Here is a 12744-nt window from a genome sequence, read left to right as displayed (position 1 = left end):
TCAACTCCGGCGCAGGGTCCTGCTGGCCGCCGCGATGATCGCGGTGGCCAGCACCCACCCGGAAACCATCAACACCCACATGACGGCCTTGGACGGACCGATAACGTCCCACGCCTTCTCGTGCCCGAGATCGAGAAGTGGGATGAGCAGGTCCAAGGCGTACAGGAACGGGTCCCACGACGGGTGCTCGTCCGCCTTGACGGGGCACGGCCCCGCTTGAGGTGCACCCGCGCGAAGGCAAGGTCCGCTGCCCAGGGCGAAGGCGGCGCCGCCGACAACCCAGAGGACCACGAACAACACCAGAGCTCGCGCAGATCGGTAGCCGTAGCCGAGCACTGAATCCTGCAGACACCCCCAAGCCCGCCGAAACACGTACCTGATCCGACGGCGGACCGATCGGGTGTCGCGCAACCCTGGGGGTACATCTCGGTAAGAGCGCCTGACCGCGGCCAAGCGGACCGTCCGAGCCCCGTCCTTGTCCCCTGCCGCAGTCAGGCAGTTCGCGAGCTGCTCGTAAGGCCCTGGTACGAACTGTGGGGTAGCGAGCTTCAACCACGAAAGGCGATCCGCCAACGTCACCTCGGCGGACAGGCGCCCGTACGTGAATCCGGACAGATCTACCTCGTGCTCCCGCGGCCACGAGGTCGCTCGATCGATCAACAAGCCGACGTTCGCATTGGCCAAGCGCACTGCCCCGCCCGGAGCCGTTGCCGGTAGCAACCGGAGGACGCTGGCCTCGAGTCGAGTGGCGTCGAGCGCACATCCGTTCCGGCCACCGAGCCGTGCGTCGTCGAGCCGCACGTCCTGGCCCACCGCGGCATCCGCCAAGATGACCTTGTCCTCGAAGAAGCTCCCGGCCATGTTCAGCTGCCGACCGATCTTCGTCCCGGTCAGGTCGAGCGAGAACGAACCGACTTCCTCCAGGTCCAGCCTCCGCGAACCACCGGTGATCACGGCCGACGTGACCCGCAGGACGTGCCCTATCTCGCACGACGACAACACGACGCCACCGACCGCCGACAGCTCCGCGAGAACCAGGGTGTCGACCGTCAGATTCGAACCGCTGATCACCAGCGCGCCCGGCGCCCTCAGCGCCGCGCCGTGGAACGTGACGTGCGGTACCACCAAGTTGACCAGCCGGACCTCGCCCGAACAGCGGAGCGATCCCGCGTGGAGGCGTCCGCGGACAGTCGTGTCGGAGAGTTGCGCGGTCGACACGAGCAGATCCGCCGAGGAGCTCGGCGCTTCAGCGCCCTCGGCAGGCTGGCAGGCATCCCCCAGGAGCTCCAGGTCGGTGAGCATCAGATCGCCGGAGATTTCACTGGTCGCGATGTGCAATGCGGTGCCGCCCGGGGCCACCAGCTTTCCGCTGCAGATGGACACGACGCCGCTGACAGTGCTGCTCGCGAGGTGGAAGGACGTCCCTTCGAGCCCGTCAAGCATCACATCGCCGCTGATCGTGCATGCCGTCATGCGAATCTCGCTCGAGAGCCTGGAAGCGCCTTCCAAGCGGAAACCGGCACCGAACGCAGCTGCGACGGCGTTGATCGCACGCCCGTCCCGTCCGTTCAACTGCCCGCCGCGGATCCTGAAAACACCACCCACGCGCGTGCCGACCAGGTTGATCGCACCGTCGAGCGCAACGGGTTCGGTCGCCTCGACCCCACCAGCGATGTCCGCCCAGTCCAGGGCGATCGCGACGCCCGAACCAGGATGCGGATCGGTGACCGCCGACCGGTCCAGCCGAAGCTGACCGCTGATCGTGGCGTGCCTGCAGTCCAGAACGCCTCGGCAGGAGAATCCCCCGCGCAGGAAAGCAGAGCCGCGGACCTCGGCACCGCTGAAGTCGATCGCGCAGGCGCCGGGGCGGTCGTGCTGCGCTCCCTGCAGGTTCAGATCACCGCCCAAACGGGCGCCGGCGAACTGGAGCTTCCCGGTGAACCTGGCCAACCTGGCATCGATCCCCAACGACACGTCGGCCGACTTGCCGTCGACCGCGATACCGCTCTCGTTGGCGATCTTCGCCTGTTCCAGCAGCAGGCGTCCGCTCACCACCGCACCGGGAAGGTGGAACGTGCCGCGCAGATCGACGTTCTTCGCAACCAGGTCGCCATCGACCTGCGCGGCCATCAGGTTCACGGCAACTCCGTCGTTGCCGACCCTGCTCCCCGCCAGGTCCAGATCTCCCCCGATGTGCGCGTCTTCGAGATCGATGCGACCGGTCTTCTGGAGCCCGCGAAGCCACAGCGGTCCTTCGCACCGGAGCCGAGCGGCCCGAACGGAACCGATCTCGCAGTCCTCCATGTGGATGCGCGACGTGCGGGCGTCGTCGAGCAGCACATCTCCTTCGAAGCGACAACCTCGGAAGACCATCGGCACGGACACCGAGCAGTCCGACAAGTCCAGGTCACCGACGATTCGAGCACCGATCAGCTCCAGAGCCTGCCCCCGCCCGTCCTCGCGAGGCATGACCACGAGCTGAGCGATGAACGATGCCCGTACGACCTGGTCATCGCCCAGCGAAACGGCCTGGCGCTGCTCGAATGATCGGCGGAGCGACACCTCGGCGGACGAGACTTCCGCTCCCGAGAGGCCTCCTGCCCCCATGATCACCCACCCCAGGATCAGCTTGCTCGGCGAACGTAGCGCAGCGCAGGAGAGCTTGAGGCGAATTCGCTCGATTCAGCACCGCGTGGATGGCGGAGTCCGGCTCGACTCCGCCATCCCCTGCGGCGGAACAGGATCACGGGATGTTCGGGGCTGGGCCCAGGGTGTTGAGGGCTGTGACGATCGTTGTTTCTTCGTGGGTGAAGTGGGCTTCGAGGTGTTGGGTCAGGGTTTCGAGGCGGTTCTTGAGGGTCTTCGGGTCGCTCTTTCCCGGCTCGTACTCGTCCACGAGGTGGCGGATCTCCTCCTGCAGGCGCGCTACGACCTCGTGCTCTCGGCCGAGCTTCTCCAGCGTCGGGGCCAGTTCCGGGTACTGCTGGGCGAGCATCGGGAAAGCACCTCGGTCCTCGCCGGTGTGGTGCTGCTTGAGCGCCGCGCAGAACTCCGCGCAGTGCGTGCGCAGCTGGTGGGCCAGGTCCGGCTTTGCGCGTTCGAGTTCGGTGGAGCTCAGGTTGCCCGCGATGATCTCGTCGACTTGGCGGAGGAGGTCGGCTAGTTCCTTGCGCAGCCAGGCGTGGACTTCCACGAGAAAGTCGCCCAGGCCTCGGGCCCTCTCCTCGGTTTCCTTGTCCTGAGTGGACGCACGGGTCGTGCGGTGGAGGGTCACCACGGGGAGTACCCTCGTCGTTCTCCGCTGGTAGTCGCGCATTCCCTCGTTCTGCGCCGCTACCGCGGCGAACAGCTCGTCTCGCCGCTCGCCGGTTTCGATGGTTGCCGTGGCTTCGTACGTTTCCGCGCCGGTCTCCACCGTGACCCGGGGGTTCTTTCGGATGTTGTGGTACCAGGACGGGTTCTTCGGGCCGCCCATCGCCGAGGCCACCACCAGCGGTTGGCCGTTGATCTCGAAGTAGCCCAGCGGGGTTTGCCGAGGTTCGCCGGTGCGGGCTCCCGTTGTCGTCAGCACGCACACCGACCAGCCCTCCATCCAGCCGGTGAGCTTTCCTCCGTTCTCGCGGAACTCCGCTATCACCTGGTTGTTGAATGCTTGGACGTCGAAGTTCTCATGTTCCTCGGTCTTCTGCTCGGTCATGCAGTCCTTCCAGATCTGTGTTGATCGGAGGGTTCGGCACCGAGATGCAGACACGCGGACGGGCCCCGCAGGCCGGGTACGCAGAGGTAGGCACGTTTGATCGCAGATGCAGTCAGACGGCACCAGGTGCGAGACACGTTGGATCGTGTCGCAACTCGATGGTGGCTTTAGAAGCCGATACCTCCATGCGGTAGGCCCATCCGGGGCTCGGTTCGGAGGTTAGCAGGGGGTTGGTTTGGGCGGCAAGGCGGTTGGGGTCTTCGCTGTGGCTGGGACTTGTGTCGGTTTGGTCGTTGGTGGGGCCATCCCCGTGGTTCGGGGGATTGTGGGGGCTGCGGTCCGGATGTCAAGCCCGGCCTGGCGGCCGCCCCTTCGGGGTTTCAGGCTTGACATCCGGGCCGCAGCCCCGTTTTGGCTTCGTGTCACGGGGATGGCCCGGCGTGGGATCGCTTTCCGTTCGGACGTGGCGTGCATTTTTCGGGGCGACTGGGACTTGTTTTGGTTGTGTTGTCGGCTGTTTTGTCTGGGGTAGGCGCTTTCCTTGCGTATGCCTCTCGTGTTTCCTTGCGCCGCAGTCGGTTTGAGGTTCCTGAAGTCCGAGTCCGGCGCCGCCCACAGCTGCTCATGGCTCGATGATCACCGGATTGAGCGACGGTAATCTGATCGAAATCCTGTTCGATGCTTGAGATACTTGAGTCATGAGCCCGCTGATGACGAACCGCGTTGCGACTCCCGGCCCGAGTGCCGGTGCAGTCGCGACCACGACCGCGCCCACGGATGTGCCCGTGCCTGGTGCTGCGGTCGTCTCGTCGTGGGCAGAATCGTCTCCGGCGTCGTACACCGATGCCGAGCTCGCGTCTCGCATCGCGGAGATCGAGCGAGCCATCCGGCAGGCGCGGATGGAGCAGCTGAAGCTCATCGCCGAGGCTGACCGCCGCCGCGTGTTCGCCGCGCAGAGCGCGCGGTCCACCCAGGCTTGGCTGCAAAGCCTGCTCCGCATCGACTCCCGCGAGGCCAAGGCTCGCGTCCAGGTCGCCACCGACGTGACTCCCGCTCCGGAAGAGCAGGGCGAGTCACCGTCGGCGGCCCTCCCCGCTGCCGCTCAGACCCTCTCCGAGGGAACCATGGGGATCGAGCACGCGACGATCATCGCGCGATGCATCCGCAATCTGCCCGAGTCGGCCCGACACCGCGCGAGCGAGGTCGAGGCGCTGCTCGCCGAGAACGCGCGTCGAATGTGCCCGCGCGACCTGGCGAAGCTGGCCGAGCGGATCAAGTACGCCCTCGACCGGGAGGGGGCGTTGCGCGAGGAGCACGCCCAGCACGAAGCGCGGGAACTGCACTACGCGACCGCCCGCGACGGCATGCTGGTCATCAAAGCTCGCCTGGACCGCGAGACCGGGGCGAAGTTCGTGGAAGCGCTCCGCCCCCTGGCCGCGCCGCGCCCCGAGACCGACGGCGAGAAGGACTCGCGCACGGTCGGCCAGCGCAACGCCGACGGCTTCGCGGCGATGGTCGACCTGGTCCTCGACTCCGACCAGATGCCGCGCACCGGCGGCCAGCGCCCCCACCTGACCGTCACCATCGACTTCGACGACCTCAAGCAGCGCCTGACCAACACCCCGGGCACCCTCACGGCGACTGAGCAGTCCATCACCGCCGAGAACGTCCGCCGCATCGCCTGCGACTGCGAGGTCCTCCCCATGGTCCTCGGCGGCGACAGCCTCCCCCTCGACGTGGGAACCACCCAGCGAACCGCACCCACCCACATCCGCGCCGCCCTGCTGCAGCGCGACGGTGTCTGCGCGTTCCCGGGATGCGACCGCCCGCCGGGAACCCCGCAAGCGCACCACATCAAGCACTGGATCGACGGTGGTCCCACCGAGATCAACAACATGGTGATGCTCTGCCCGCACCACCACCGCAGGATCCACGACCAGCACTGGTCGATCACCATGCAACGAGGCCGCCCGATGTTCACCCCGCCATCCAGTGTGGACACATCGAGAAAACCGAAGCCCGGCGGCAAAGCACTACCCGCCGCCTACCAGGACACCCTCCGGGGACTCATCCCAACCCCACGAACCCCGGAGGGCACCCCATGACGCCCACGCGAAAGCCCGGGCGGCAACCCCGCACGCCCTAACCAGCCACATCCCCTCACCAACCCACCCGAGGAACGACCGATGCGCGGAACCACCCACAACCAACCCGAGATCAGCCCCAACCACGCACAGAAGCACCCCGAAGGCCAAAACGGGAGGCGATCCCACACCGGGCCATCCCCGTGACATGAAGCCAAAACGGGGCTGCGGCCCGGATGTCAAGCCTGAAACCCCAAAGGGGCGGCCGCCAGGCCGGGCTTGACATCCGGACCGCAGCCCCCACGATCCCCCGAACCACGGGGATGGCCCCACCAACGACCAAACCGACACAAGCCCCGACCACAGCGAAGAACCAAGAGCACCTTGACAACTACACAGCGGAAGACCAGGACGGCGTGGAAACCCAGGACGGCAACGAAAAAGGGGCACCGGGCAACAAGGCCCAGCACCCCTAGTCCGAAAGATCAGAAGGTCACACGGTGAACCCGAGAGCACGCAGCTGCTCGCGGCCTTCCTCGGTGATCTTCTCCGGCCCCCACGGCGGCATCCACACCCAGTTGATGCGGAAGTCCTTGACCAGACCACCACCGGGGCCACCGGTCAGCGCAGCCCGCGCCTGGTCCTCGATGACGTCGGTCAGCGGGCACGCCGCCGAGGTCAACGTCATGTCGACGGTGGCGGTGTTGTCCTGCTCGACCCGGATGTCGTAGACCAGGCCGAGGTCGACGACGTTGATGCCCAGCTCGGGGTCGACGACGTCGCGCATCGCCTCCTCGACGTCCTCCAGCGAGGCGACCTCGGCGGACGGCGCGGCCTGCTCCGGCAGCGCCTCAGCGGTCCGCTCCACGTCGGTTTCCTGCTGCACCGGGGCTTGCTCGCTCATGAAGCCTCCTCGACAACTACGCGGGACACCGCGTCCTTGAAAGCCATCCAACCCAGCAGCGCGCACTTCACGCGCATCGGGTACTTCGCCACGCCCGCGAAGGCGATGCCGTCCTCCAGCACGTCCTCGTCCGGTTCCACCTTGCCGCGGCCGTGCATCAGCTCGCTGAACGCCGCCTCGGTGGTCATCGCCTCCTTCAGCGGCTTGCCGACCACCAGGTCGGTCAGCACCGACACGGAGGCCTGGCTGATCGAACAGCCCTGCCCCGCGTAGGACACGTCGTCCACGATCGCGTCCTCACCGGCACCGGTCAACCGCACCCGGAGGGTGACCTCGTCGCCGCAGGTGGGGTTCACCTGGAACGACTCGGCGTCGAAGGGTTCCCGCAGCCCGTGGCGGTGCGGGTTGCGGTAGTGGTCCAGGATGATCTCCTGGTACATCTGCTCCAGCTGCATGAAGAATTCCCCGGCAGGTCCGGTCAAGCCACCCCGAAGAAGCGCTGCGCCTCGCGCACCGCATCCACCAACGCCTTGACCTCGTCCAGTTCGTTGTACAAGTAGAAGGACGCCCGGACGGTCGCCGGAATTCCCATCCTGCGGTGCAGCGGCCAGGCGCAGTGGTGCCCGACCCGGACCTCCACCCCCTGGTCGTCCAGCACCTGACCGGCGTCGTGCGGGTGCACGCCGTCAATCGTGAACGACACCGTACCGCCGCGGCTCTCGGTGCTGGTGGGGCCGATGATCCGCACGCCGTCGACGGCCGACAGCTCGCGCAGCGCCAGCTCGGTGAGCTGCCGCTCGTGCTCCTCGACGCGGTCCATGCCGATCGCGGTCAGGTAGTCCACCGCCGCGCCCAGGCCGATCGCCTGGGACGTCATCGGCACACCGGCCTCGAACCGCTGCGGCGGGGCCGCGAACGTGGAGCGCTCCATGTGCACCAGCTCGATCATCGAACCGCCGGTGATGAACGGCGGCATCGCCGCCAGCAGCTCGCGGCGGCCGTAGAGCACCCCGATGCCGGACGGGCCGAGCATCTTGTGCCCGGAAAACACCGCGAAGTCCACGCCGAGCGCCTTGAGGTCCACCGGCTTGTGCGGCACCGACTGGCAGGCGTCCAGCACCACCAGCGCGCCGACCTGGTGGGCCCGCTCGACGATCTGCTCCGTCGGGTTCACCGTGCCCAGCACGTTGGACTGGTGGGTGAAGGCCACCACCTTGGTCCGCTCGGTGATCACGCCGTCCACGTCGGACAGGTCGAGGCGCCCCTCGTCGGTCACCCCGAACCAGCGCAGCGTGGCACCGGTGCGCTCGCACACCTGCTGCCACGGCACCAGGTTGGCGTGGTGCTCCATCTCGGTCACCACGACCTCGTCGCCCGGGCCGAGGCGGAAGCGCTCGGCCTCCGCCCCGGCCGTCGCGGCGTTGCTCATCGCGTAAGCGACCAGGTTGACGCCCTCGGTGGCGTTCTTGGCGAACACCACCTCGTCGGCGTCGACACCCACGAAGTGGGCGATCCGTTCTCGGGCGCTCTCGTACGCGTCCGTGGCCTCCTCGGCGAGCTGGTGCGCACCGCGGTGCACCGCCGCATTGGAGTGCTCCAGGAAGGAGCGCTCCGCGTCGAGCACCTGGCGCGGCCGTTGCGAGGTCGCCCCGGAGTCGAGGTAAACCAGGCGCCGCCCGTCGCGGATGGTGCGTCCCAGGATCGGGAAGTCCGCGCGGATCGCCGCCACGTCCAACGGCGTGCTCGCACCCTCGGTGCGAGGAGGCTGAACGGTCATGACTGGGCTGCCGCCTCCTTCTTGCCGGTGAAGCGCACGTAGCCGTTGGCCTCCAGCTCGTCGGCCAGCTCGGCGCCACCGGACTCCACGACCTTGCCGTCGGCGAAGACGTGCACGTAGTCCGGGGTGATGTGCTTCAGGATCCGGGTGTAGTGCGTGATCAGCAGGACGCCCTTGCCGCCCTTGCCGTGGTAGCGGTTGACGCCCTCGGAAACCACCCGCAGCGCGTCGACGTCCAGACCGGAGTCGGTCTCGTCCAGGATCGCGAACTTCGGGTCCAGCAGGTCCAGCTGCAGGATCTCGTGCCGCTTCTTCTCACCACCGGAGAAGCCCTCGTTGACGCTGCGCTCGGCGAACGACGGGTCGATGTCCAGGTCCGACATGGCCTGCTTGACTTCCTTGACCCACTTGCGGATCTGCGGCGCCTCGCCGCGGACCGCGGTCGCCGCGGTGCGCAGGAAGTTCGACATCGACACGCCCGGCACCTCGACCGGGTACTGCATGGCGAGGAACAGACCGGCGCGGGCCCGCTCGTCGACGCTCATCTCCAGCACGTCCTCGCCGTCCAGCAGCACCGTGCCGGAGTCGATCTGGTACTTCGGGTGGCCGGCGATGGCGTAGGCCAGCGTCGACTTGCCGGAGCCGTTCGGGCCCATGATCGCGTGGATCTCGCCCGAGCGGACGGTCAGGTTGACGCCGTTGAGGATCGGCTTCGCGCCTTCCTCGGTGAGGACCGAGCCGTGCAGGTCCTTGATCTCCAGGGTGGCCATTTCTTCTTCGTTCTCCTGTTTCAGGCTTGCGGGTCAGGCGCCGACGACGGCGAGTTCGGCCTCGATGGCGGCTTCCAGCCGCTCCCGGACCTCGGGCACGGTGATCTTCTGCAGCAGCTCGCCGAAGAACCCGCGCACCACCAGGCGGCGGGCCTGGCCCTGCGGGATGCCCCGGGCCTGCAGGTAGAACAGCTGCTCGTCGTCGAAGCGGCCGGTGGCGCTGGCGTGCCCGGCGCCCTCGATCTCGCCGGTCTCGATCTCCAGGTTCGGCACCGAGTCGGCCCGCGCACCCTCGGTCAGCACCAGGTTGCGGTTGAGCTCGTAGGTGTCGGTGCCCTCCGCCTCGGCCCGGATCAGCACGTCGCCGATCCACACCGAGTGCGCCGAGTCGCCCTGCAGCGCGCCCTTGTAGAGCACGTTGCTGCGGCAGTTGGGCACCGCGTGGTCGACCAGCATCCGGTGCTCCAGGTGCTGGCCGGCGTCGGCGAAGTACAGGCCGAGCAGCTCGGCGTCCCCGCCCTTGTCGCCGTAGTTGACGGTGGTGTTGACCCGCACCAGGTCACCGCCGAGGGTGACGGCCAGGTGCCGGAACACCGAGTCGCGCCCCAGCGCGGCGTGCTCGGAGCTGACCTGGGTGGCGTCGTCGGCCCAGTCGTGCACCGACACGACGCGCAGCTGCGCACCGTCGCCGACGACGAACTCGATGTTGTCGCCCAGGGTTCCGGAGCCGCGGTAGTCGACGACGACCACGGCTTCGGCGAACTGCTCGGCGCGCACCTGCAGGTGCCCGAAGGCGACCTGACCCTCGCCCGGCCCGTGGACCGTGACGGTGATCGGGCCCTCCGGCTTGGTCTCCTTGCCGATGGTGACGATGGTGGCCTCGGTGAACGAGCTCCACGCCTGCGCGGCGATCCGGTCGGCCGGGATTCCGCCGTTGCCGATCCGCGCGTCGTCGCGGCCCACGGTCTCCACGGTCGCCCCGTCGCCGGTGACCTCGACCTTGATGTTGCCGGTCGCGGTCGCGGTGCCGTCGTGCAGGCCCTTGAGCCGCTTCAGCGGGGTGAACCGCCAGTCCTCCTCGCGGCCGCCGGGGACCTCGAAGGCCTCGACGTCGTAGGAGGTGAAGCGCGAGCCTCGCGACGACTGCGGGACAACAGGCCCGCCGCCGTGCGAGTGCTCGCCGAGGCCGTGCTGGGCGTCGGTCTTGGTGGTGCTCGTCATCTCAGCCGACGGCCCCTTCCATCTGCAGCTCGATCAGTCGGTTCAGTTCCAGTGCGTATTCCATCGGCAGCTCGCGGGCGATCGGCTCGACGAAGCCGCGCACGATCATCGCCATCGCCTCGTCCTCGGTCAGACCCCGCTGCATCAGGTAGAACAGCTGGTCGTCGCTGACCTTGGACACCGTCGCCTCGTGGCCCATCGACACGTCGTCGACGCGGACGTCCACGTACGGGTAGGTGTCGGAGCGGCTGATGGTGTCGACCAGCAGCGCGTCGCACTTGACGTTGGACGAGGAGTGGTGGGCGCGCTTGGCGACCTTCACCAGACCCCGGTAGGAGGTGCGGCCACCACCGCGGGCGATCGACTTGGAGACGATCGTCGAGGAGGTGTGCGGCGCCAGGTGCTCCATCTTCGCGCCCGCGTCCTGGTGCTGGCCCTCACCGGCGAACGCCACCGAGAGCACCTCGCCCTTGGCGTGCTCGCCCATCAGGAACACCGACGGGTACTTCATGGTCACCTTGGAGCCGAGGTTGCCGTCGACCCACTCCATGGTGGCGCCCTCTTCGGCCTTGGCGCGCTTGGTGACCAGGTTGTAGACGTTGGTCGACCAGTTCTGGATCGTCGTGTAGCGGCAGCGACCGCCCTTCTTGACGACGATCTCCACGACGGCCGAGTGCAGCGAGTCGCTGGAGTAGATCGGCGCGGTGCAGCCCTCGACGTAGTGCACGTAGGCGCCCTCGTCGACGACGATCAGGGTCCGCTCGAACTGGCCCATGTTCTCGGTGTTGATCCGGAAGTAGGCCTGCAGCGGGATGTCCACGTGCACGCCCGGCGGCACGTAGATGAACGAACCGCCCGACCACACCGCGGTGTTCAGCGCGGAGAACTTGTTGTCACCGGCCGGGATGACCGAGCCGAAGTACTCCTTGAACAGCTCCGGGTGTTCCTTCAGGCCGGTGTCGGTGTCCAGGAAGATGACGCCCTGGGCCTCGAGGTCCTCGCGGATCTTGTGGTAGACGACCTCGGACTCGTACTGGGCGGCCACACCCGCGACGAGGCGCTGCTTCTCCGCTTCCGGGATGCCCAGCTTGTCGTAGGTGTTCTTGATGTCCTCCGGCAGGTCCTCCCAGGTCTGGGCCTGCTGCTCGGTGGAGCGGACGAAGTACTTGATGTTGTCGAAGTCGATGCCGGACAGGTCGGCACCCCAGTTGGGCATCGGCTTGCGGTCGAACAACCGCAGCGCCTTGAGCCGGGCCTCCAGCATCCACTCCGGCTCGTCCTTCTTCGCCGAGATGTCGCGGACGACGTCCTCGTCGAGGCCACGGCGGGCGCTGGCACCCGCGACGTCCGGGTCGGCCCAGCCGTACTCGTAGCTACCGACGCTGGCCAGGATCTCGTCCTGGCTCAACTGCTGGTCAGCCGTGGTGGGTGTGCGCTGCTCCGCAGCGGCAGTCATACGGGCTCCCCTCCATCAGGAATCGGGGCGGTGTTCGGGTCGGGATCCGCGAACCGCGTGGTCGGCACGTGCGTGGTGCAGACCGAATCGCCGTTCGCGATGGTGGCCAACCGCTGCACGTGGGTGCCGAGGACTTCGGCGAAGGCCGCTGTCTCGGCCTCGCACAGCTGCGGGAAGTCCGCAGCGACGTGCGCCACCGGGCAGTGGTGCTGGCAGAGCTGCTCGCCGCTTCCGACGCTTCGCGTCGAGGCAGCGTAGCCCTCCCTGGTGAGCGCGTCGGCAAGGGCCTCCGCGCGTTCGGCCGGGCTGCTCGCGGCGGCCAGCGCCTCGCGGTGGTTGGCCACCAGGGCGGCCATCCGTCGCTCGGCGAACTCGCGCACCGCCTGCTCGCCGTCGTGCTCGGCGATGAACCGCAGCGCCGCCACCGCCAAGTCGTCGTAGGCGTGTCCGAACCGCGCCCGTCCCACCTCGGTGAGCAGGAAGAGCTTGGCGGGTCGGCCGCGACCACGACGGCTCCGCGGGGAGGACTCCCGGGTGTAGGCCTCACCTTCGGCGACCAGCACGTCGAGGTGCCGGCGCACCGCGGTGGGGCTCAGCCCGAGTTCCTCGGCCACCGCCGCTGCGGTGATCGGTCCCCGTTCCAGCAGCAACCGCGCAACCGTGTGCCGGGTGCGCCCATCGCCGTGCGTGCCTTGCTGGGCGGCCTGGCCCGGCTCGGCCGCCGCAGCGGTTGACGTCCCGACGTTTTTCACAACACGAATGTTACCTATTTCGACCCGGGACACCAGAACGCGGGGCGCGCCCGTGAGCTGACTCACGCGATTACGCTTCGTCG

Annotated in this window: 10 protein-coding genes; 1 reads left to right on the top strand and 9 read right to left on the bottom strand. The window is 67.9% G+C overall.

The window, feature by feature from the left end:
- Both F1721_RS19440 and F1721_RS19435 read right to left on the bottom strand, forming a co-directional pair.
- The gene (locus F1721_RS19440; protein ID WP_425474411.1) at positions 1 to 2607 is read right to left on the bottom strand and encodes a hypothetical protein; all 2607 of its coding nucleotides are present in this window, start codon (positions 2605 to 2607) and stop codon (positions 1 to 3) included.
- A 136-nt stretch (positions 2608 to 2743) separates the two neighbouring features.
- Positions 2744 to 3697 carry a nitroreductase/quinone reductase family protein gene (locus F1721_RS19435; RefSeq protein ID WP_150068124.1) on the bottom strand — a complete coding sequence of 318 codons (954 nt, stop codon included), beginning with the start codon at positions 3695 to 3697 and terminating at the stop codon, positions 2744 to 2746.
- 785 nt (positions 3698 to 4482) lie between these two features.
- Here F1721_RS19435 and F1721_RS19430 point away from each other — a divergent pair.
- Positions 4483 to 5802 carry an HNH endonuclease signature motif containing protein gene (locus F1721_RS19430; protein ID WP_246155156.1) on the top strand — a complete coding sequence of 440 codons (1320 nt, stop codon included), beginning with the start codon at positions 4483 to 4485 and terminating at the stop codon, positions 5800 to 5802.
- Between the two features lie 472 nt (positions 5803 to 6274).
- Here F1721_RS19430 and F1721_RS19425 read toward each other — a convergent pair whose 3' ends face one another.
- The 7 genes from F1721_RS19425 to F1721_RS19395 are packed head-to-tail and all read right to left on the bottom strand — an operon-like array spanning position 6275 to position 12661.
- On the bottom strand, positions 6275 to 6685 hold the full coding sequence (locus tag F1721_RS19425) for a metal-sulfur cluster assembly factor (protein ID WP_150068122.1): 411 nt from the start codon (positions 6683 to 6685) through the stop codon (positions 6275 to 6277).
- Positions 6682 to 7140 (bottom strand): Fe-S cluster assembly sulfur transfer protein SufU, encoded by a 459-nt coding sequence (gene sufU, locus F1721_RS19420; RefSeq protein ID WP_150068121.1) that lies wholly within the window; start codon positions 7138 to 7140, stop codon positions 6682 to 6684. The genes F1721_RS19425 and sufU overlap by 4 nt, the downstream gene beginning before the upstream one ends.
- Before the next feature lie 23 nt (positions 7141 to 7163).
- Positions 7164 to 8462: a cysteine desulfurase gene (locus tag F1721_RS19415; protein WP_150068120.1), complete on the bottom strand. Its 1299-nt coding sequence runs from the start codon at positions 8460 to 8462 to the stop codon at positions 7164 to 7166.
- Complete coding sequence (gene sufC / locus F1721_RS19410; RefSeq protein WP_150068119.1) at positions 8459 to 9232, bottom strand: Fe-S cluster assembly ATPase SufC; 774 nt, start codon at positions 9230 to 9232, stop codon at positions 8459 to 8461. Before sufC ends, F1721_RS19415 begins: the two co-directional genes overlap by 4 nt.
- A gap of 33 nt (positions 9233 to 9265) precedes the next feature.
- Positions 9266 to 10453: a Fe-S cluster assembly protein SufD gene (sufD, locus tag F1721_RS19405; RefSeq protein ID WP_150068118.1), complete on the bottom strand. Its 1188-nt coding sequence runs from the start codon at positions 10451 to 10453 to the stop codon at positions 9266 to 9268.
- 1 nt (position 10454) lies between these two features.
- Positions 10455 to 11909: a Fe-S cluster assembly protein SufB gene (gene sufB, locus F1721_RS19400; protein ID WP_150068117.1), complete on the bottom strand. Its 1455-nt coding sequence runs from the start codon at positions 11907 to 11909 to the stop codon at positions 10455 to 10457.
- Positions 11906 to 12661: a helix-turn-helix transcriptional regulator gene (locus F1721_RS19395; RefSeq protein WP_150068116.1), complete on the bottom strand. Its 756-nt coding sequence runs from the start codon at positions 12659 to 12661 to the stop codon at positions 11906 to 11908. Before F1721_RS19395 ends, sufB begins: the two co-directional genes overlap by 4 nt.
- Positions 12662 to 12744 lie beyond the last annotated feature (83 nt).

It is taken from the genome of Saccharopolyspora hirsuta, from assembly GCF_008630535.1.
Lineage (GTDB): Bacteria > Actinomycetota > Actinomycetes > Mycobacteriales > Pseudonocardiaceae > Saccharopolyspora > Saccharopolyspora hirsuta.
This window is presented reverse-complemented; position numbering and strand designations above follow the sequence as displayed.

Coding starts and splice junctions, on each gene's coding strand:
- F1721_RS19425 (WP_150068122.1), bottom strand. CDS start 6,685: ATGAGCGAGCAAGCCCCGGTGCAGCAGGAAACCGACGTGGAGCGGACC.
- sufB (WP_150068117.1), bottom strand. CDS start 11,909: ATGACTGCCGCTGCGGAGCAGCGCACACCCACCACGGCTGACCAGCAG.
- F1721_RS19415 (WP_150068120.1), bottom strand. CDS start 8,462: ATGACCGTTCAGCCTCCTCGCACCGAGGGTGCGAGCACGCCGTTGGAC.
- F1721_RS19435 (WP_150068124.1), bottom strand. CDS start 3,697: ATGACCGAGCAGAAGACCGAGGAACATGAGAACTTCGACGTCCAAGCA.
- sufC (WP_150068119.1), bottom strand. CDS start 9,232: ATGGCCACCCTGGAGATCAAGGACCTGCACGGCTCGGTCCTCACCGAG.
- F1721_RS19440 (WP_425474411.1), bottom strand. CDS start 2,607: ATGGGGGCAGGAGGCCTCTCGGGAGCGGAAGTCTCGTCCGCCGAGGTG.
- sufD (WP_150068118.1), bottom strand. CDS start 10,453: ATGACGAGCACCACCAAGACCGACGCCCAGCACGGCCTCGGCGAGCAC.
- sufU (WP_150068121.1), bottom strand. CDS start 7,140: ATGCAGCTGGAGCAGATGTACCAGGAGATCATCCTGGACCACTACCGC.